This is a genomic window from Lacticaseibacillus boliensis, from assembly GCF_054784775.1.
Genome location: NZ_BAAIHN010000009.1, coordinates 15519 through 34426, shown reverse-complemented (window position 1 = coordinate 34426; position 18908 = coordinate 15519). Strand labels below are relative to the sequence as shown.

General features: G+C 55.6%; 17 protein-coding genes and 1 riboswitch. Of the genes, 11 read left to right on the top strand and 6 right to left on the bottom strand.

Going from position 1 to position 18908, the window contains the following annotated elements:
* Window positions 1-661 precede the first annotated feature (661 nt).
* The 4 genes from ACYVRB_RS05600 (at window position 662) to ACYVRB_RS05585 (ending at window position 4303) form a co-directional block, all read left to right on the top strand.
* Window positions 662-1495: a (Fe-S)-binding protein gene (locus ACYVRB_RS05600; RefSeq protein ID WP_461214104.1), complete on the top strand. Its 834-nt coding sequence runs from the start codon at window positions 662-664 to the stop codon at window positions 1493-1495.
* On the top strand, window positions 1492-2973 hold the full coding sequence (locus ACYVRB_RS05595; RefSeq protein WP_461214102.1) for a LutB/LldF family L-lactate oxidation iron-sulfur protein: 1482 nt from the start codon (window positions 1492-1494) through the stop codon (window positions 2971-2973). Before ACYVRB_RS05600 ends, ACYVRB_RS05595 begins: the two co-directional genes overlap by 4 nt.
* Window positions 2966-3667: a LutC/YkgG family protein gene (locus ACYVRB_RS05590; protein ID WP_461214101.1), complete on the top strand. Its 702-nt coding sequence runs from the start codon at window positions 2966-2968 to the stop codon at window positions 3665-3667. Before ACYVRB_RS05595 ends, ACYVRB_RS05590 begins: the two co-directional genes overlap by 8 nt.
* A gap of 138 nt (window positions 3668-3805) precedes the next feature.
* Window positions 3806-4303 (top strand): GNAT family N-acetyltransferase, encoded by a 498-nt coding sequence (locus tag ACYVRB_RS05585; RefSeq protein WP_461214100.1) that lies wholly within the window; start codon window positions 3806-3808, stop codon window positions 4301-4303.
* Window positions 4304-4363: 60 nt separating this feature from the next.
* Here the strand turns inward: ACYVRB_RS05585 and ACYVRB_RS05580 are convergent, their stop codons facing one another.
* Window positions 4364-5506 carry an MFS transporter gene (locus ACYVRB_RS05580; protein WP_461214099.1) on the bottom strand — a complete coding sequence of 381 codons (1143 nt, stop codon included), beginning with the start codon at window positions 5504-5506 and terminating at the stop codon, window positions 4364-4366.
* Between the two features lie 309 nt (window positions 5507-5815).
* On the opposite strand from ACYVRB_RS05580, the gene ACYVRB_RS05575 reads away from it, so the two are divergent.
* Window positions 5816-6829, top strand: coding sequence for a lipoate--protein ligase (locus ACYVRB_RS05575; protein WP_461214098.1), 1014 nt, complete (start codon window positions 5816-5818; stop codon window positions 6827-6829).
* A gap of 195 nt (window positions 6830-7024) precedes the next feature.
* Here ACYVRB_RS05575 and thiE read toward each other — a convergent pair whose 3' ends face one another.
* The 4 genes from thiE to thiM are packed head-to-tail and all read right to left on the bottom strand — an operon-like array spanning window position 7025 to window position 10423.
* A complete protein-coding gene (gene thiE / locus ACYVRB_RS05570; RefSeq protein WP_461214096.1) occupies window positions 7025-7657 on the bottom strand; it encodes a thiamine phosphate synthase in 633 nt (210 codons plus the stop codon).
* A complete protein-coding gene (gene cytX / locus ACYVRB_RS05565) occupies window positions 7638-8798 on the bottom strand; it encodes a putative hydroxymethylpyrimidine transporter CytX (RefSeq protein WP_461214095.1) in 1161 nt (386 codons plus the stop codon). The genes thiE and cytX overlap by 20 nt, the downstream gene beginning before the upstream one ends.
* Window positions 8788-9609, bottom strand: a complete 822-nt coding sequence (thiD, locus tag ACYVRB_RS05560) for a bifunctional hydroxymethylpyrimidine kinase/phosphomethylpyrimidine kinase (RefSeq protein WP_461214093.1) — start codon at window positions 9607-9609, stop codon at window positions 8788-8790. Before thiD ends, cytX begins: the two co-directional genes overlap by 11 nt.
* Window positions 9610-9619: 10 nt before the next feature.
* Window positions 9620-10423 carry a hydroxyethylthiazole kinase gene (gene thiM / locus ACYVRB_RS05555; RefSeq protein WP_461214092.1) on the bottom strand — a complete coding sequence of 268 codons (804 nt, stop codon included), beginning with the start codon at window positions 10421-10423 and terminating at the stop codon, window positions 9620-9622.
* A gap of 51 nt (window positions 10424-10474) precedes the next feature.
* Window positions 10475-10581, bottom strand: a riboswitch (TPP riboswitch).
* 162 nt (window positions 10582-10743) lie between these two features.
* Between thiM and ACYVRB_RS05550 the strand changes: the two genes are divergently transcribed.
* Together ACYVRB_RS05550 and pgmB are read left to right on the top strand one after the other, a co-directional pair.
* A complete protein-coding gene (locus ACYVRB_RS05550; RefSeq protein WP_461214091.1) occupies window positions 10744-11691 on the top strand; it encodes a LacI family DNA-binding transcriptional regulator in 948 nt (315 codons plus the stop codon).
* Between the two features lie 83 nt (window positions 11692-11774).
* Window positions 11775-12443, top strand: a complete 669-nt coding sequence (gene pgmB, locus ACYVRB_RS05545) for a beta-phosphoglucomutase (RefSeq protein ID WP_461214089.1) — start codon at window positions 11775-11777, stop codon at window positions 12441-12443.
* Between the two features lie 69 nt (window positions 12444-12512).
* Here pgmB and ACYVRB_RS05540 read toward each other — a convergent pair whose 3' ends face one another.
* A complete protein-coding gene (locus ACYVRB_RS05540) occupies window positions 12513-13196 on the bottom strand; it encodes a YesL family protein (RefSeq protein ID WP_461214088.1) in 684 nt (227 codons plus the stop codon).
* A 241-nt stretch (window positions 13197-13437) separates the two neighbouring features.
* On the opposite strand from ACYVRB_RS05540, the gene ACYVRB_RS05535 reads away from it, so the two are divergent.
* The 4 genes from ACYVRB_RS05535 (at window position 13438) to ACYVRB_RS05520 (ending at window position 18869) form a co-directional block, all read left to right on the top strand.
* On the top strand, window positions 13438-14736 hold the full coding sequence (locus ACYVRB_RS05535; protein ID WP_461214087.1) for an ABC transporter substrate-binding protein: 1299 nt from the start codon (window positions 13438-13440) through the stop codon (window positions 14734-14736).
* A 117-nt stretch (window positions 14737-14853) separates the two neighbouring features.
* Window positions 14854-15717: a carbohydrate ABC transporter permease gene (locus ACYVRB_RS05530; RefSeq protein WP_461214086.1), complete on the top strand. Its 864-nt coding sequence runs from the start codon at window positions 14854-14856 to the stop codon at window positions 15715-15717.
* Window positions 15717-16541 carry a carbohydrate ABC transporter permease gene (locus ACYVRB_RS05525; RefSeq protein WP_461214084.1) on the top strand — a complete coding sequence of 275 codons (825 nt, stop codon included), beginning with the start codon at window positions 15717-15719 and terminating at the stop codon, window positions 16539-16541. The genes ACYVRB_RS05530 and ACYVRB_RS05525 overlap by 1 nt, the downstream gene beginning before the upstream one ends.
* 60 nt (window positions 16542-16601) lie before the next feature.
* On the top strand, window positions 16602-18869 hold the full coding sequence (locus ACYVRB_RS05520; RefSeq protein ID WP_461214083.1) for a glycoside hydrolase family 65 protein: 2268 nt from the start codon (window positions 16602-16604) through the stop codon (window positions 18867-18869).
* Window positions 18870-18908 lie beyond the last annotated feature (39 nt).

The following is an 18908-nucleotide window of genomic DNA, read 5'->3' as shown; positions in this document are numbered from 1 at the left end:
TACCTTGCTGGCTTTTGGCTTCAGCGCTTAAAGCACAGTCAGGTGGTCTTGTCGATGTCCTTTTAATGTGACGTGAAAAAGGGGGGCTACGCTCTCGGTATTGGATTCCGCCAATACTGAGAGTGTAGCCCCCTTTTCTTACTTTTTCCGTGTATTATATTGCGGTAGTCGCTATCTTAGGCAGTGTATTGGGCGATTGTGAAATCACAAGATTGGCATGGCCATTTGATCGTGCTGGAAGTCTGGGTTTTGTGCGCCATAAAAAGCTGATTGTAGGGCTTGTCCGATTTTTCTGTACCGACTGCATCGATCAATCGGCCAATAGCTGTAAACCAGTGTGGAGAAAGCTTTCATTCTATTTTGAATTGAAGACTACCTGGTATTAACGGCTGTAATGGCAAGCATGATATCCAGTTGTTCATCGTCGACACGGTTTTTTAAAGCATAAATCTTCAGGTCAATAAGCCGCACTAAAACGCATGCCATGCCAGGCACTTTTTGTGCGTTTTTTTGGCAATTTCTGTGATTGATACAATGCATTATGCTTGAAAACCAATTATTGAATAGTTTTTTTACAGATTTAAAGCGTTATCCAATGATGGCCGGTGCTATGATGACAATGGAATCATTCTAAAATGGTCTCAGCAAAGGAGGTAGTGAGATGAAAGTCGTGATCTTCTCGACTTGTATCGTTGACCTGTTCTTTCCCAACGTGGGTCAAGCGATGGTTGAGGTATTAGAGCGTTTCGGCTGCGAAACCGCAATGCCGGTCAAACAGATCTGTTGCGGCCAGCCGACATACAATAGTGGGTACATCAAAGAGACACACAAGGTGCTACGCAACGAGGTCGACGCCTTGCTCAGCGTCGATGCCGATTATATCGTCGGCCCGGCCGGCTCGTGCGTGAACATGCTACGGGAATATTCGACGCTGCTCAAAGACGATCCTGAATACAAGGCCAAGGCTGAGACGCTGGCCGGCAAGACCTGGGAGTTTTCCGCCTTTTTGTACCGTGTGTTAGGGGTGTTAGACGCAGGGGCCAAGCTGGAGGAGACGGCGACATATCACCGGTCGTGCCACATGACCCGCCTGTTAGGCGAGCGCACCAGCCCGTTTGTGTTGTTGGATCATGTTGCGGGGCTGGATCTGGTGCCGTTGCCGCATCTGGAAAACTGCTGCGGCTTCGGGGGGCTGTTTTCCGTTAAGGAACCTGAGATCTCCAAGCAGATGGTCGATGAAAAAGTCAACGACGTGCTCTCGACCAACGCCAGCGTCTTGATCTCCGCTGATCCGGCGTGTTTGATGAACATCGCCGGGCGCTTCAACCGGCGTGGCGAAAAGATCAAGATCATGCACATCGCCGAGGTGCTCAACCACAACGTCGACCCTGCGCGGATCGCTTATGTACCTGAGGATCAGCGCGCTGAGTTGTATGCCAACGGCTATAACCAAGGCTTCACCCAAAGTCCTGTGCAAAAGGAGGTGGGCGCATGACGCTGAAGACAACCGACGCCCCATTTTTGACGCGCCTGAAGGAATCTGAACAAGACACATTCATGCAGCAAAGCGTCGCCAAGGCCCAAGACGCCCAGTGGGACAAGCGGACCGCCGCGCGCAACGAGCTCGGCCATTGGGAAGAATGGCGAAAGCTAGGCGAGCAGATTCGCCAACACGTGATCAAATACTTACCCGATTACCTCGAAGAATTCGCTGACAACGTGGAAAAACGTGGCGGGACGGTGCATTTTGCCCGCACCGATGAAGAAGCCGCGGCTTACGTCAAGCAGTTGGCGATCGATAACGACGTCCATCATGTCGTGAAGTCCAAGTCGATGGTCACCACCGAAATCGATCTGGACAAGACCCTGCTTGAAATCGACGGCATGCACCTGATGGAAACCGACCTGGCGGAATTCATCTTGGAAGAAGACGATTGGGACGAACCGACGCATATCGTGTTTCCGACGCTGCACAAAAACCGCGATCAGATCCAGAAGATTTTTCAAAAGCTCGGCTATGACGGCGACAATGATCCCCAACACATGGCGCGCTTTGCCCGGAGCTATCTGCGTGAGACGTTTTTGCACGCCGACATGGGCATCACCGGCTGCAACTTCGCGGTGGCAGACAGCGGCTTGATCAACCTGGTCACCAACGAAGGCAACGCGGATTTGACCATGGCGGTGCCTAAGATCCAAGTCGTGGTGATGGGCATGGAACGCTTGGTGCCAAGCCTCAAAGAAGCCGAGGTGTTGGACAACATGCTCGCGCGTTCTGCGGTCGGCCAGAAGCTGACGAGTTATTGTTCTTTCTCGGGCCCGCAGATCACAGGTGAAAGCGACGGTCCCGAACAATTCCACGTCGTGATCGTCGACAACGGCCGCAGCAATGCCTTGGGCTCGCCGTTTGAACAGGTACTGCAGTGCATCCGTTGCGGGGCCTGCTTGAACGTCTGCCCGGTATACCGCCACATTGGCGGGCATGGTTACGGGTCGATCTATCCGGGACCGATCGGCGCGGTGTTGTCGCCGGTCCTGGGCGGCTATCAGCAATTTGGCGACCTGCCGTTTGCTTCCAGCCTTTGCGGGGCCTGCACCGAGACCTGTCCCGTGAAGATCCCGCTGCACGAGTTGTTGATCAAACACCGGGAAGTGATGATGAACGAGCGGCACCTAGACCACAGCCTGAACAATGTCATCATGAAAGGCATCGGGGAAGCGACCGCGCATCCGATCATGTTCCGCGGCGCCTTGGCGATGGATCACGCGGGGATGGGCGTCTTGGCCAAAAAGACGCCGACTAGCGTTGAGAACATGTTCAACTACCAAGGCTTCATCAAACACGCGCCGTCGATGGCGGCAGGGTGGACCGACGTGCGGGATTTGCCGCGACCACCGAAGCACGGTGAGAATTTCCGTAGCTGGTTCAAACGCCACGCCGCTGAAAAACAGGGAGGTGCCAGCCATGACTGATAATCGCGAAGCTTTTTTGAACGCGATCGCGGAAAAATCCGGCCGGCCGCGTCACCAGCTGGAAGCACATCCGTTCGAGCCGATCAATGACCTGCCGGAAACAACCTTGGCGGACAAGACCCCGGAAGAATTGCTGGCTTTGGCCAAGACCAACAGCGAAGCCGTTCATGTCACCTTCGACCAGACGACGCTTGCCGGCTTGCCGGCAAAGCTGACGGCGTTTTTGCAGGCCAAGCAGGCGCAATCGGTGATCTTGCCGCAGACTGAAGCTTTCGACGCCTTACCGCTGGCCGACTGGCAGGCAGCCTTGACGCCTTCGCCAACCTATTGGCAGGTTGGGGCCAGCCGTGAGGTCAACTTGGCTACCGCCCAGGCGGCAGACGCGGCGATTGGCATGGCGGACTTTTTGCTCGCGGAATCCGGCACGATCACGGTGGCGACACAACCGGGGCAAGGGCGGGCGTTTCATTTTCTGCCGACCCATTACCTCAGTATCATCCCCCAAAGCCGGATCGTGGCGCGTAGCCGCCAGGCGATGAATTGGTACGATACCCAGCTCAAGAGTGGCAATCTGACCACGTCAAACATCAACTTCATCACCGGCCCGTCGAATTCCGGCGATATCGAGATGGTGCTGGTGGTCGGGGTCCACGGACCGTTGGATATGACGTATTTAGTCGTGGCGGACTTATAGAACTTAGCCATGGCTAAATACTAAGAATTCCTATTATTCTTGCAGAAGATTTGGTTGATTCCCTTGAACTGTTTTCAAAATTAAGGTATAGCTAAGTTGACTCAGAGATGAACTGAACAGATAAGTGAGGGAAATCGAATGCAGTTAACTTATGAACCTGTATCATCAATGCCACGGCGTAACGCCGCGTTGAAGATCTACCGCGGGGCGCTAGATTACTTCCGCGAAACCAACCAGCCGTTGCCGACGAGCGGTACCGTCCAAACAGATCGCCACCGTATGCCCGAAAACGACAGCATGCAAGACAAGCATTATGAGCTGATCGTCGTGGGCGGCAAGCCGATCGGCGTGGTCGATGTGGTGTGCAACGACCCTGATACCAATACCATCACCTTACAGCTGTTGCTCGTCACGCGCACGGCGCGCCATCACGGCTACGGTGAAGCGGTGGTCGCCCACCTGCGCAAAGTGTTTGGCGGCCGATCTTGGCGCTGGCTACAAGTGGTCGTGGTGAACGCTGATCCCAAACGCTTGGCTTTCTGGGAAAACCAGGGGTTTGACGTGGTCAGCCAACGCCGCGTCGCGTTGGCGTCAGGGGATTGGCAGAAGCGAACGGTCTTGCGGTTAGCACTGTAAGACAACAACAGGCGGAGAGAACGTTATCGATAGATAGCGATTCTCTCCGCCTGTTTTGGTTTAGTCAGCCGTCAAGGTCTTGGGTTCCGGCCAAGCGAGATGGCCAATGATCGCGATCGCCAAGAAAACGACTGCCACGGCGCAAACGCCGGACCAGCCCCAGCGGCTCCAGGCCCAAGTGGCGCTGAGCGTGCCCAGCGAGCCGCCGAGGAAGTAGCTGAACATGAACACCGAGTTATTGCGACTGTTCGTGTCGCGGCCGAGGGATTGAACGATGGCTTGGTTGGAGACTTGCCCGAACTGGGTGCCCAGATCCAACACCACGATCCCGACGATCAGGCCAACCAACGCGTGCCCGAAGAACCAAAACACCAAGAAGGCCAGGGTGGAAAACCCGATGCCCATGCCAATCGTCAGCCGCGGTGAATACCGGTCGACCAGTCGGCCGATGACGGAAGCAAACAAGATCCCGGTGATGCCAAGCAGCCCCATCGCCCCGGCGGCGGTGCTACCAAGATGAAACTGCGCGGCCAGGTAAAAGGCAAGTGTCGCCCATAAGACGTTGGAAGCGCCGAACAAGGCGAAGCCGTTGATCGCGGCGCCTTGCAGATGCTTTTGGCTGGCCAGCAGATGTGGCAGGCTGGCCAACACCGCGAGGTAAGAACGGTCGACATGGCCGCGGAAGTCTTGGGGTAAAGCGTGGTGCAACACGATCAGCAAGATCACCAAGGCGATGGCGGCAAACAGGTAGACGTTTTGCCAGGCCATCACGCCAGCAATCAGTCCGGCGATGGCCCGGGACAACAGGATCCCGGTCAGCAGACCGCTTAAGACGTTGCCCAACACGGCACCGGTGCGGATCCCGCGGGTCAACGCCGCGGTGAAGGGGATGATCATCTGCGGCGCCACCGACGTGATCCCGATCAGCAGCGACGCCACCCCGAAGACCCAGACGTTAGGGGCCAGATAAGCGGCAATCAAGGCAAACACCGCCAAGACGACCATCACTTGAATGAGGTGATTGCGGTCGAATTTGTCGCCAAGCGGCACGAGAAAAAGCAGCCCGAGCGCGTAGCCCAGCTGGGTGAGCATCGCCACGGCGCCAACGGTGGCCTTGGAAACGGCAAACGTGGTCGCGATCAGCGGCTCCAGCGGCTGGATATAATTGAGGTTGGCGACGACCACCGCCGCAGCGATAGCCATCAGAAGTACTTTTGATTTAGATAAGGTCGATTGCAAAAGTTAGTCCTTTCTGTTGACGAGACAGCAGACAGCTGTCGTCTTGCGAAAAGGACTTTCACACCGTATGATCAACCAGTGGCGCAGTGCAGGGTACATGGCCGGCTTTCCTCCCCTCAAGAAGCGCGAGTTCCATTCTAGCTTAGCACAGATCCGATTTACAGAAAATCAGCATTGTTGTGAGCTGCCAATTTACTTGTGGTGAGGCGTGGCGTGATTGACATTGATTGTAAGCTCTCACATAATGGATCTGTGAATGAGGAGATGATGGCGATGCGCTACTACAACATGCCTTCTAATGATATCAGAGTCAACCTGGCGACTGAGCAGTATCTGTTGCAACAAGATTTCGACGAGCCACTGGTTTTGTTTTATATTCAAAAGCCTTGCATCATTATCGGCCGCAATCAGAATCCGCTAGAAGAAATCGATGTGCCATACGTGCGCCAGCATCAGATCACGCTGACCAGACGGCTGTCTGGCGGCGGCGCCGTGTATGATGATCTGGGTAACGTCAGCTTTAGCTTCGTGACCCCGGCGACGCAACAAGACTTTGGCAACTTTAAGGCGTTTACCGCACCGATCCTAGACGCCTTACACGCGATGGGCGCGACTGGGGCGACGGTCAGTGGGCGCAACGATTTGATGATCGATGGCAAGAAATTTTCCGGCAACGCGATGTACAAAAAGCGCGGCAAGCTGTTTTCACACGGGACGTTGATGCTTGATGTGGATCTTAACGTGTTGCCGCAGGCGCTACATGTTGCCAAAGATAAGATCGAATCCAAAGGAACCCGATCGGTGCGCAGCCATGTGACCAACCTGCGGCCATATCTGGCGCCGCAGTATCAGCACCTGACGACGCCGGCTTTTCGCGATGAATTGGTGCGGCGGTTGTTTGGGGTGGTTGACCTGGCGGCGATTGCGGATAAGCAGCTACACCTGAGCGCCGCAGACAACGCCGCGATCGCTAAGCTCGTGGCTGAAACTTACGGCAACGACCAATGGATCTTCGGCCAGACGCCGCCGTATACGATCCAACGGCGCCGCCGGTATCCGGCGGTGGGCATCGTTGACGCGCGGATCCAAGTGGTTCAAGGTAAGATCACCGGCGTCCATTTTTACGGTGATTATTTTGGCGAGCGCGATTCTGCCGAGCTGGCAATGCGGCTGCTGGGCCGAAACTACCGACGCGACGCCATTGAAGACGCGGTGGCAGATATCGATGTAGGCCAATATTTCAGCCACCTCGACCGGGCGACCTTTGTCGATCTCATGGTGGATTAGACCGTAAAAAAAGTGGCTGCGACATAAAGCGGTTTTAGCATAGCGTAGAAGGGTCATGCCGAGTAAATCGCAAACTTTGCGATTTTGCTTGGCATGGCCCTTCTACGTAAATGCGGTGCTTTATGGCGCGTACATATCTGTAATCATCGTGGTTATTTCGTCAACTTTAATTTTGTCTTGGTCCTTTTTGCGTGCTCACGCCAGCATCGCGGTGACCTGCCGGTTAAGGGTTTTCGCGTTGGCTTGAATATCTGTGGCGGCGAAGATTTCAGACACCAAGGCGACGCCGGCGATGCCGGTGTCGCGCAGTTGCATGAGGTTTCCAGGATGGATGCCGCCGATCGCCACTGTCGGGATCGTGACCGCGGCGGTGATTGCCTGTAGCGTCGCCAGCGGAACGTCGACGGCGTCTGGCTTGGTCGCGGTGGCAAACACGGCGCCGACGCCCAGATAATCGGCCCCGGCGGCTTGGGCCTGGACGGCTTCCGGGACGGTTTGTGCAGAGACGCCAAGGATCTTGTCGGGTCCGATCAGCCGGCGGACGGAAGCAGCATCGCGATCGTCTTGGCCGACATGGACGCCGTCAGCGTCGACGGCCAAGGCGACTTCGACGTTGTCATCGATGATGAACGGCACGTGGGCGGCCTGACACAATGGCTTGATCCGCCGGGCTTCTTGAATAAAAGCCTCGGTAGTCAGGTTTTTTTCACGCAACTGTAACATCGTCACGCCGCCAGCGAGGGCTTGTTGGACGCAGGCCTCAAGCGTGCGCCCGTTAAGCCAGTGACGATCGGTGACGGCATATAACTTAAGCGCTTCTTTTAACAAGATTTCTTCGCCTCCAATTGACGATCAAAGTCAGCCCTGCGACCAACACGATGGTCGGGATCGTGCTTCCCAGCACGGTGACATGGGCCAAAAACAAGCGGTACAACGCGACGCCAAGCGCCCACAGCGCGAGGTTAGGCCAGTCAAAACCGGCGGTGGCGCGTTGGTGCAAGGCCGCGCAGATGATTTGAATCACGGCTAGCGGGACGAACACCGCCGAGATCCAATAAAGAAAATTCGCATAGGCCGACTGCGGCACAAACACCGCCACGGCTGTGCCCAGTGCCGTCACCAGCAGCGCCAACCATTTGGCGGGCAACTTGGTGAGCAATGCCGCGCTGACGCCGGCGGAGTACACATCCAAAAACGTCGTGGTGATCGTGGACAAAATAATCACAACCAGCGCCACGATCCCAAGACCGAAGCCACGCATCAGCCCGGCGATCGCGGTTTGGCCGGTGATCAGCGTCCCAAACAACCCAATGGCAAACATCCAAGAGCTGGTCAAGTTGTAGACCCAGACGCTGACCGTGTTGGCGCGCAACGGTTTGGCGGCCTGGCTGGTGTAATCGGCGATCAGTGGCAACCAAGACAGCGGCATCGCGATGGCCAGTTCCAAAGCCGCCCCGAAGCTCAGGTGGCCGGTCGGCGCGGGGATGCTGCCGTGGGTGAGGTAGCGCACGCTTAAGTAAACCACGGCAAGACACAGCGCGATGGCTGCAATCGTGTTCCAGCGGCCGAGGTCTTGCAACCCGATCAGCAACCACAAGGCGATGATGATGCCGATCACGACTGCCCAAAAGCCTAGGCTGATCGGCCAAAACACTTGCGCGGCCTGGGCGCCGGCAAAAATCATGACGGCGGTCCAGCCGAGCAACTGCAGGGTGTTCAAGGCGGCAAACCATTGCGACCCGTGGGTGCCAAAGGCGCTGGCGGTGGTCGCCATCGCCGGCAATCCGCTGGCGGCGCCGATCCGCCCGCAGCCATACATCAACAAACCGCCAATCAAGTGGCCGAGGATGATCGCGGCCAGACCGCGGGCGATGCCCAGCGGTGCAAACAGCGTCCCGGAAAGGATCTCCGCGAGACTGATCGCCGCACCAAACCACAAGAAGGCGTTGTCGCGGGTACTAGTCTTCATAAGCGTCCTCCGGATAAGCCCAGTGGTTCAGCGGTCCGTGGCCGTGACCGACAACAATGCCGTCACGAATAGCGGCTTCGACATACGTCTTACCGGTGCGGATCGCGCTGGCTAACGGGCGCCCTTTGGCCAACTCCGCGGTGATGCAGGCCGATAAGGTGTCGCCGGTGCCATGGGTGCGTACCGTGTCGATGCGGGTAGCCGGCATCCAAAAGTCGCTGCCATCTGCCAACAAAACGTAATCGCTGGCAGAATCGTCGTCGCTGAGATGGCCGCCTTTGACGATCACGTTTTTGGCCCCGAAGGTCAACAACGTGTGGGCGGCTTTTTTCATCGACTGGCGGTCGGTGATGGCCGTGTCGGTGAGCTTCTCGGCTTCTGGCAGGTTAGGGGTCACCAAGGTCGCCAGCGGAAACAGCTCCGAGCGAACGACGGCGATGGCGTCTTCGGTCAAAAGCGAGGCGCCACCTTTGGCAATCATCACCGGGTCGACGGTCAAGGGCCCGAAGTCATAACGTTTGAGGTTGGCCACGACGGCACGCACGGTGGGGATGTCTGCGAGCATGCCGGTTTTGCATGCGCGTATAGCCAGATCTGCCGCCAGTGACGCAAACTGGGCATCGATCATCGCCGGCGGCAAGGCCAGCGAATCCTGAACGCCGAGTGTGTTTTGCGCGGTGATGGCGACGAGAACGGTCGTGGCAAAAACATGTCGCGATTGGATTGTTTTCAGATCTGCCTGCATGCCGGCACCGCCGCCAGAATCAGAACCGGCGATCGATAACGCCTGAGGAAACTGAGTTAAAGACATGGCTACCCTCCTATGCGCGCTTGGCTTCTTCGTAGCGAGCCGCGGTGGTGAGGGTCTCGACATCAAGCTTGGCGAGCACATCCATCAAGTTGGCAGCAAAGGTCCCGGCCTGTGTCGCTTCCAGCGGCTCTGCGGCCAACTCGCCGGCAACACCCAAGGTCGTCGCGCCCATCAAGGCCGCTTCGAAGGTATCTGTGGTCAGGCCAGCATAGGCGCCGATGATACTCGACAGCAGGTCGCCTGATCCGACCACAGCGGGCAGCAGTGCGGTTTGGTTGAAGACAGACGCCAGGTCGTTGCCGGAAGCGATGGCGTCGATCTTGCCGCTGACCACCACGGTGCAGTCATAGCGTTGCGCGCACCGCTGGGCCAGGTCTGCCGGCGCTGCCGTCGCAGACAGCGCGTCGATGCCCTTGGCTTCGGCTTCGACGCCGGCCAAAAAGGCGATCTCACCGGCGTTGCCACGGATGACACTGATCGGATAGTCGTTCAGCAACAGCTTGGCGGCGCGGGCACGGTAGCCGGTGGCACCGACGGCCACCGGATCCAAAACGATCGGTTTGTTCTTATCTGTGGCGGCTTTGGCAAGCGCCAAGATCAATGGCATGTCGCCTTCGTTGACGGTTCCGAGGTTGATGACCAAGGCGTTGGCCGGGGCCATCAAGTCTTCGGCTTCATCTTTGGCCAGCGTCATGATGGGGCTAGCCCCCAAGGCGTTGAGGCCGTTGGCGACAAACCCCGGGGTAACGAAGTTGGCGTAGTTGACGACGAGTGGATGCTTGGTTTGCAGTTGCGCGAGTAATTCTAAATCCATGTTATTTTCCTCCTGATCGCAAAAAAGACGCCGCGAAGAGTCGCGGCGCCAATGATTTTGGCGACACTTCCCTACGCAAGTACTAACTTACAGGTTCGAAGGGACCACGCAGCACATGCGTATCTCGGCCGCTAATGGCGGCGCCCCTAGTGTCAATTCATTAATATACTTGTAGCTTAGCAGATATCCTTTGAAAATGAAAGCGGTTGGCGGGTGTTTGGTCGCGGCTTCTCTAATGAGGCAAGCGGGTGCCGCTGCATTTTTTTGTATCATAGCGGCAAGTGGTGGTATAGTGCCATTAGAGTACTGGAGGGATGGCAATGGTTACGCTTGCAGACGTGGCAAAAAAGGCGAATGTTTCTAAAATGACGGTATCACGGGTGATCAACCATCCAGAGCAGGTCACCAAGGCGTTACAGGAATTGGTTTATGCCGCTATGGCGGCGCTTGATTACCATCCCAATGTGGCGGCCAAGGCGCTGGCCAATAACCGCACCCAGGTCGTCAAGTTCTTGATCCTCGAAGACATCGACACGACAGAACCGTATTACATGACGCTGTTGTTTGGCATCGCTAAGGGCTTGGACACGCAACAATACGCGATGCAGTTGATCACGAACAGGGAGTTCAAGCGCGACGATGCTGATGGGTATATCATCACCGGGATGCGCGGCAGCGACTACGCGTGGATCGAGACGCTCGCCAAGCCGGTGGTGTTATTTGGTGAAAACAGCAATGGTTGTGATTTTGTCGACGTGAACAATAAACTGGGTACTGAGATGGCGACGCAAGCGGCGATCGATCAAGGCTTCACCAACATCGTCTTTATTGGCATCGACGTGAAGGAACCGTTCGAATTCTCACGCGAAGCCGGTTATATCAACACCTTACAAAGTGCCGGCCAGATCCCTCAGGTACACCGGTTGCGCAATCATAGTCACATCTCAGAACAGTTTGTGACGGATCATTGGGATGATTTTCCAACCAACACGACGTTTATCTGTGCCTCAGATCGCCTGGCGTTAGGCGTGGTGCGGGCGATCGGGCGTTGTGGCGGGATGATTCCGGAAGACTATGGCGTGGTCGGTTTCGACGGTGTGTTTTTGGATCAAGTCTCCAATCCGCAACTCTCGACGGTCAAGTCGCCGGTCGCCCATCTCGGCCAGCTGGTTGCGCAGATGTTGCTCAACAAGATCCAACAAGACGGTGCCCCGCAAGGTGAGTTGTTGGTGACCCCGGAACTGGTTTTGCGCCGGACCATGCGGTGATCTTGTTACCGCTAACAGCCTCGTGTGGCTTGCGCGGCCTCTTGTGAGCGGTTACGCTTGAGAAAAACCAGAAGAGGTGCGCGATGTTAAAAGGAATGATTTTTGATTTAGACGGGGTGCTGACGGATTCAGCGGCATATCACTTGCAGGCGTGGCGAGAGCTGGCGACCCGCCTGCAGATCACGCTTCCGCCAGAGGCTAACGATGCCTTGCGCGGGCGTTCGCGCGCAGATTCACTGGCGTTGATCTTGCGCTATGGCCATCAAGAAACACGCTACACGGAAGCTGAAAAAGCCGCCTTGGCCGAGTCAAAAAACACCGCGTATCAGCAATTGATCCAGGCGATGACGCCGGCGGATATTTTGCCTGGCATCACGACGTTGCTCGATGCCGCCAAGCAGGCAGGGTTGCGTTTGGCGATCGCCAGCGCTTCGCGTAATGCGCCGACGATCCTGGCGCAACTGGATCTGCGCCGGTATTTTGACGGCATCGTCGATCCGGCTACGCTTCACCGCGGCAAGCCTGACCCTGAGATCTTCGTAAAGGCCGCCGCCACCATCGACCTGCCTAATACCGCCGTGATGAGCTTTGAAGACGCGTCTGCCGGGGTCGCGGCGATCAAAGCGGCCGGCCAGTTCGCCGTCGGGATCGGGGATCCGCAAGTGCTGGCCCAAGCAGACGTTGTCGTGCCCACGACGGCTGCGTTGAATTATCAGCAGCTGGCCGCGGCGTTTGCCCGGACAAATTCGTAATCGGTGCATAAGAAGAGACCCTCGTCGCAAAACCGTCATGGCTTTCGCGGCGAGGGTCTTTGGCTGCTCTTAGTGGCTGTTGGTGAAGTTGGTCTTGATCCAATCGAGCAGTGGCGTGTTGAGGTAATACAGGGGCACCAGCAGGCAAGAAGTCAAGACGATCAATAACAACGGACTGACCCAGACGCCGATGCAAAGGCCGACCAAGGCAATGATCGCGTTGGCGAGCAGCATCATTTTGTGGTTGGCCAGGCCACCGATGGCTAGGCGCCAATAGTCGCTGGTCTTGAAGGTAAAAGCAGAAGCAATCAGCCAGACAGTCAGCAGCAAGATAGCCACAAATAGGCCGATCAGCATCAACGCCGGGAGTAAAAAGTATAACCAGCGCGGGCCGGCGGTCAGTTCGACGCGGCTGTATAACATTAATGGCAGCGTGAAGACCCACACCGGCAACCAGATCCTCAGGCCTTCTTTGAAGTTACGCCGCATGAAGCGCCAGGCGTGGCGATACAAGCCGGGCGTTTTGGTCCGGGCGTATTCCCCGACGGCGGCTAAGGCGGCGATTGCCGCAGGCCCGAGCGGCAGCAGACACAGCCACCATAGCCCGATCGCGAAAAAGCTGGGCTTCAAAAACAAGATGGTCAGCAACAATGGCAAGCAGACCGTGATCATAAACGCACCGATAATCGTGACGGGATAGAGTAAATCGACGATGCCTTGAGAAATTTGAGTGGTGCGCGTTTTTCTTGCCATAAAGGTCTCCTTTGATGTCAGAATATTCATTTGTGAGAATGCTCGGCAGACGATAACCGCGCTCTAACGTTGAAGATTATAGGTATATAATATCAGATTCACGCCTAAGCGTGGGCGGTTTTATACTGATCTGCATTCTGATACCGGTAACAGCCGATTTAACAACGGTTTGGGCTTGCGCGACGTGCCTCGTCTCGATATGATACTCATGTAAGCGTTTCAAATAAGGAGGGCGAAAAGGATGACAGGAACTAAACACAAGCTTGTGAAAAGTCTAGTTGCAGGGGCAGCATTACTCGGTAGCGTGATGGCATTGAGCGCCTGCTCAAGTGGCTCGTCAAGCAGCTCAGGCACAACGACCGTCGATTTTTATAACATGAAGGTCGAATTCAAAGATGGGTTGAACAAGGCAGCCGCCGAGTACAACAAGACGCACAAGAACGTGAAGATCAAGGTAACCAGTGTTGGTGGTGGGACAGACTATCAAACTTCTTTGAAGGCGAAGATGCAATCCGGCAAGACGCCAGATGTTTTCGCGGTCGAAGGCCCGCAACAGTTGCAGACCTATAAGAAGTACTTAGCCGATGTTTCTTCCGGCAAGGCGATCGACAAAGCCTTACCGGGAACGCTAAACACGGTGAAGTCTGGCAGCCAAGTGCTTGGCTACCCAGTCTTGCAAGAAAGCATCGGGATCGTTTATAACAAGGCCATCTTCCAAAAGGCCGGGATCGATCCTGCTAAGATCACCGACCAAGCTTCTTATCAAGCCGCGTTGAAGACGTTGAACGACAAGAAGTCAGAACTCGGTATCGAAGCACCAACCGCCTTCCCAATGAAGGAAGGCTGGGTCATCGGCCAACACGCGGCCGATCCGTTCCTGTCACAAGAATTTGACGGTTCTGTCACCAAGGCTTACAACGCCAAGACGATCAGCTGGAAGAACAGCAACTACTTCAAGCAATATATCGATGCAACCGTTAAGTACAGTGCGCAACCGGTTCAAAGCATGGATTACTCCACGCAAATCGAAAAGCTTTTCTCGACCGGCAAAGTGGCGATGGCAGAGCAAGGTTCTTGGGTCTATCCAACCATCGAATCTGTTGACAAGAAGTTGGCTGCCAACATCGGCATCATTCCAATCCCAGTCAACGAAAAGAGCGCCGGTAAGCTTTCTGCAGGCGTGACCCAGTGGTGGGCTGTCAACAAGCAAGCCGATCCTAAGACCAAAAAGGCAGCCATGGCCTTCATGGACTGGTTATTCACCTCGAAGACCGGCAAGAAGTACTACATGAACCTCAAGGTCGTACCGGCTTACAAGGGCTTCAGTAATAGTGACCTGTCTGATCCATTGAGCAAAGACACCTTGGCATACATCAACAAAGGCGATACCCAAGGCTTAGTCTTCGGTGGTTTCGCAACCGACTGGGGCATGAATAACATGGCCAGTGAGTTGCAGAAATACGTTGCTGGCAAGGAAAGTTGGAACCAGGCAATCAACAATTCTAAGACGGCTTGGAAGACAGCACGCGCTGGACAATAACACGACAATCAGTGAGGAGAAGGGTAGCCAATACGCTTCTCCTTGTTTTTATCAACAAGCAATCTGCGCGGGGTGACCCGCGTCTGCAATTATTCATATTCGTCACTAGGGGGTAATATGATGTCCCAGAAAAAGACATGGTTCTATCTGTTCTCGGCGCCGGTGCTGATCGCGCTGTTTCTCGTGGTGATCCTACCGTTCCTCTACGGGGTCTATTATTCGTTCACCAGCTGGGATGGCGTCTCAACGAGTGGTTTTGTCGGCATTCAAAACTATATCTCTGCGTTCAAAGACCCGGGCTATCTCGCCTCGCTGTGGTTTACCATCAAGTTCTCGGTGGTGTCGATCGTTTTGATCAACATCATCGGGCTGGGCCTGGCGGTGTTGGTCACCAACAAGTTCAAAGGCGCCAACATCTTGCGGACGATCTTCTTCATGCCGAACTTGATCGGTGGCCTGATCCTCGGGTTCATCTGGCAGTTCATCTTCGTTGAAGCCTTTTCCGCATTCGGCAAGTTGACCGGCATCGGTGGGCTTGGCAACTGGTTGGCGACCACGAACACCGGTTTTTGGGCGCTGGTCATCGTCATGGTTTGGCAGTATTCCGGCTACATCATGGTGATCTACATCTCTTATCTGCAAGGGATCGACCAGTCGTTGATGGAAGCCGCTGATCTTGATGGCGCGACGTCGATGCAAAAATTCTGGCGGATCAAGTTCCCGTTGATCATGCCGGGATTTACGGTGTCGCTGTTCATGACGCTGTCCAACTGCTTCAAGCTTTACGATCAGAACCTGTCGTTGACCGCCGGGGGCCCTTACAACTCGACGCAGATGGTGGCGATGAACATTTATAACACCGCCTTTTCCATGAATAAGATGGGTTATGCGCAGGCCAAGGCCGTTATCTTCTTCGTCTTCGTGGCGATCATCTCCTTGACCCAAGTCTACCTCACCTCTAGAAAGGAGATCGAAGCCTGATGCAACAAGAGAAGAAAACTAAAAAAACCTTGATGATCATCTTCGGCTGCTTGCTAGGATTGGTGTGGATCTCACCGTTTTATCTGATGTTGACCAATTCCTTCAAGACCAAGCGGGAGCTGTTCAACGACACCTTGGGCTTGCCTAAGTCCTTGAATTTTGACAACTATGTGAACTCGGCCAAAGATCTCAACATTGTCAGCACCTTCTTGAACTCGCTGGTAATCACGCTGGTGTCCGTATTGATCATCATCGTGTTTTCCAGCATGGCAGCATATGCGATTCAACGGACAAAGAGCAAACTCAGTGGCGTCTTTTACATGATGTTTGTCGCGGCGATGTTGATCCCGTTCCAGTCGGTCATGATCCCGTTGGTATCGATCTTCGGACGCGTTAACATGCTCAACCGGCCTGGTTTGGTCTTCATGTACCTGGGCTTTGGGGCCAGCATGTCGATCTTCTTGTATGTCGGCGCGATGAAAGGCATCCCGCAGGCCTTAGACGAGGCCGCCATCATCGACGGGGCCAGTCGCTGGCAGATCTTCACCAAGGTGATGTTTCCGATGTTGCAGCCGACGACGGTCACCGTCGCGTTGCTGAACGTGATGTGGATCTGGAACGATTACCTGCTGCCGAGCTTGGTCATCAACCGGCCTGGATCGCAGACCATTCCACTGACCATGTTTGATTTCTTCGGTCAGTTTACCAAGCAGTGGCACCTGGCCATGGCCGGCTTGACGATCGCGATCATTCCAGTGATCATTTTCTACTTTGTGATGCAAAAGCAGATCATTGCAGGGGTCTCTGAAGGGGCGGTCAAGTAAGCCCGAGCAGAAGTGGATGGCTCACATCCACAAGCAGTTAGGTAAGTTGGAGGAAGGATTATGACGAAGCGACTATTTGATATCGATCCGTGGGTGTTAGCAACCAATGCGTTGGCGACAACGGACAAGCGGCTCCAAGAAAGTCTCACCGCGATCGGTAACGGCTACATGGGGATGCGCGGTAATTTCGAAGAACATTATTCTGGCGACACCCACCGTGGCATTTATCTGGCGGGAGTTTGGTTTCCGGATAAGACGCGCGTTGGGTGGTGGAAAAATGGCTATCCGAAATATTTTGGCAAGGCGATCAACTCACCAGATTTCTTGAGCATTCCGATCAAGATCAACGGTGTCGATATCGACTTGGCCAAGGTGACTTATCATGACTTCCACCTCGCCTTAGACATGCATGATGGGGTGTTGCGGCGAGAATATGTCGTCGAGATGCCAGACGCCACAGTCAAGCTGGCGTTCTCCCGCTTTATGAGCAACGCCGTGCAACAATTGGCGCTGATCCGGGTGCAGGCGACCGTGCTTGCAGGCACCGCGACGATTGTGTTGGCCCCGCAGATCGATGGCGACGTGCACAACGAAGACGCCAATTACGACGAAACGTTCTGGGAACCTGTCGCCGTGGCGGCTAACACGTTGACGATGGCGACCAAGCCGAATCCTTTTGGCACGCCACGTTTCACCGTCACCGAGATGATGCAAAATAAGATCGAAGCGGATGCGCCGGTGACCCGCGCGGCGACCGAGCGCGCCCAAGCGGTGGTGGAGACGCTGACCACGACGCTGAGCGCTGGCCAGAAACTGACGCTGGACAAACAAGTCGCGGTCATCACCAGCCGCGACGTGCCGGCGGGCCAACAAGCGGCGGCAACGGCAGCCATCTTAGACGCCGCTGCCGGCCAAGCGTTTGAAGCTCACTTGGCGGCCCATCAGGCAGTTTGGGCCAAGCGCTGGGCGCAAAGCGACGTGCAGATCGACGGAGATCCCGAGGCCCAACAAGGCATCCGCTTCAACATCTTGCAGCTGTTCATGACCTATTATGGCGAAGACGCGCGGTTGAACGTCGGGCCTAAAGGCTTTACCGGCGAGAAATACGGCGGCGCCACGTATTGGGACACGGAAGCCTACATCGTCCCGATGTATCTGGCGACGGCCGCCCCGACAGTGACCCGCAACTTGTTGATGTATCGCTACGATCAGCTGCCAGGCGCCTACCACAACGCCCGCCAGCAAGGGTTGCAAGGCGCCTTGTACCCGATGGTGACCTTCGACGGCATCGAGTGTCACAACGAGTGGGAAATCACCTTCGAAGAAATCCACCGCAACGCCAGCGTGGCCTTTGCCATTTATAACTACACCGATTACACCGGGGACACCGAATACGTGCTGACCAAGGGCATCGATGTGCTGGTGGGCATCGCCCGCTTCTGGGCCGATCGCGTGCACCAGTCAGCGCGTACCGGCCAGTATATGATTCACGGCGTCACCGGCCCCAACGAATACGAAAACAACGTGAACAACAACTGGTACACCAACAAGATGGCGACGTGGTGCCTGCGCTACACCTTGCAGATCTTGCCGCAGGTGACGGCTGACAAAGCCGAAGCCCTCGGTGTTTCTGAGGCGGAAAAGGCGCACTGGCAAGATATCATCGATCACATGTACCTGCCAGAAGACGACAAGCTGGGCATTTTTGTGCAACAAGACGGCTTTTTGGATAAGGCCCTGCGCCCGGCGGCAACGCTGGCGCCTGAAGAGCGGCCGTTGAACCAGCACTGGTCGTGGGACAAGATCTTGCGCTCACCGTTCATCAAACAAGCAGACGTCTTGCAAGGGCTGTACTACCTCAACCAAGAGTTCACGCTGGAAGAAAAGAAGCGCAACTTTGACTTCTACGAGCCGCTGACCGTTCATGAATCTTCGCTGTCGGCTAGCATCCACAGCATTCTCGCCGCCGAGATTGGAGAAGTCGACAAGGCGGTATCGCTGTATCAGCGCACCGCGCGCCTGGATCTGGATAATTACAATAATGACACCGAAGACGGGTTGCACATCACGTCGATGTCAGGCTCGTGGCTGGCGATCGTCCAAGGCTTCGCGGGGATGCGGCACAGCGACGGCCAGCTGAGCTTCAAGCCGTTTTGCCCGCCAAACTGGACCGGCTACCAGTTCAAAATGAGCTTCCGCGGGCGCCTATTGGCCGTGGCGGTCGCGCCTAGCGAGACGACACTGACGGTAGTTTCTGGCCCAGCACTTGATGTCACGGTCGCTGGGCACCAATATCATCTGCTTTCAGGCCAGCCCCAAGCCGTCTGAACGCGGCATAATTGAAACCCGGCGCGGATTTTGGTATAC

Bases quoted from the DNA above. Each gene is read 5' to 3' on its own strand.
- ACYVRB_RS05525 (WP_461214084.1), top strand. From the start codon at position 15,717: ATGCAACAAGAGAAGAAAACTAAAAAAACCTTGATGATCATCTTCGGC.
- ACYVRB_RS05600 (WP_461214104.1), top strand. From the start codon at position 662: ATGAAAGTCGTGATCTTCTCGACTTGTATCGTTGACCTGTTCTTTCCC.
- ACYVRB_RS05580 (WP_461214099.1), bottom strand. From the start codon at position 5,506: ATGGCTATCGCTGCGGCGGTGGTCGTCGCCAACCTCAATTATATCCAG.
- ACYVRB_RS05595 (WP_461214102.1), top strand. From the start codon at position 1,492: ATGACGCTGAAGACAACCGACGCCCCATTTTTGACGCGCCTGAAGGAA.
- ACYVRB_RS05530 (WP_461214086.1), top strand. From the start codon at position 14,854: ATGATGTCCCAGAAAAAGACATGGTTCTATCTGTTCTCGGCGCCGGTG.
- thiM (WP_461214092.1), bottom strand. From the start codon at position 10,423: ATGGATTTAGAATTACTCGCGCAACTGCAAACCAAGCATCCACTCGTC.
- thiD (WP_461214093.1), bottom strand. From the start codon at position 9,609: ATGTCTTTAACTCAGTTTCCTCAGGCGTTATCGATCGCCGGTTCTGAT.
- ACYVRB_RS05535 (WP_461214087.1), top strand. From the start codon at position 13,438: ATGACAGGAACTAAACACAAGCTTGTGAAAAGTCTAGTTGCAGGGGCA.
- ACYVRB_RS05585 (WP_461214100.1), top strand. From the start codon at position 3,806: ATGCAGTTAACTTATGAACCTGTATCATCAATGCCACGGCGTAACGCC.
- pgmB (WP_461214089.1), top strand. From the start codon at position 11,775: ATGTTAAAAGGAATGATTTTTGATTTAGACGGGGTGCTGACGGATTCA.
- ACYVRB_RS05590 (WP_461214101.1), top strand. From the start codon at position 2,966: ATGACTGATAATCGCGAAGCTTTTTTGAACGCGATCGCGGAAAAATCC.
- ACYVRB_RS05540 (WP_461214088.1), bottom strand. From the start codon at position 13,196: ATGGCAAGAAAAACGCGCACCACTCAAATTTCTCAAGGCATCGTCGAT.
- ACYVRB_RS05575 (WP_461214098.1), top strand. From the start codon at position 5,816: ATGCGCTACTACAACATGCCTTCTAATGATATCAGAGTCAACCTGGCG.
- cytX (WP_461214095.1), bottom strand. From the start codon at position 8,798: ATGAAGACTAGTACCCGCGACAACGCCTTCTTGTGGTTTGGTGCGGCG.
- ACYVRB_RS05550 (WP_461214091.1), top strand. From the start codon at position 10,744: ATGGTTACGCTTGCAGACGTGGCAAAAAAGGCGAATGTTTCTAAAATG.
- ACYVRB_RS05520 (WP_461214083.1), top strand. From the start codon at position 16,602: ATGACGAAGCGACTATTTGATATCGATCCGTGGGTGTTAGCAACCAAT.